Below are 531 nucleotides of genomic sequence, written 5' to 3' on the forward strand. Positions count from 1 at the left end.
TGCCATCACTTGGGCCAGAATGAAGAAACACTGGGCGTATGCCGCATGGGTCATCGCCTTCTTATCTGCTGCCGTGAACTCCACGGCATCTACGCTTTTGACTTTTTCCATCACATTGTCCTCATGCAACATCAGGTTTTCCGAAAAATTTCTCATACACTTCGAGGTCGAAGGCCAGCATGGTCTTTGCCGCCTTTTCACTAAGCTGGTGGAGGCTAAGCATCTGAACCTTGTCAGTGCCGGTCACTTGCAGATCCACCGCGAACCACGTCCCACCTTTGGTCACGGCCAGAACTTGCACCGCCCAGGGCTTATCCAGTCGTTCGGGCGGAGTGATCATGTTCGACACTTTGGCGACCGTCGCGGTTGAACCTACCCAGTGCTTGTCGAACGCAATGACGTTCAACGCTTCAAACGCATCCTTCGCAGCTTTAAACCGGCTCCGGACAGCATCTTGTTGCTTCCAAGCCATGAACTGGAGAAGGGTCATTCCACCAGCCATAAGGGTGAGAAAACTCAAGCCATTGGCGG

General features: G+C 53.1%; 1 protein-coding gene. It reads right to left on the reverse strand.

The genetic code is table 11. The annotated features are described in order from the left end of the window. Positions 1-121 precede the first annotated feature (121 nt). The coding region (locus tag R7E78_RS30095; protein ID WP_276426547.1) for a hypothetical protein at positions 122-531 on the reverse strand (410 nt) is incomplete at its 5' end.

The organism is Vibrio sp. YT-19(2023), assembly GCF_033337395.1.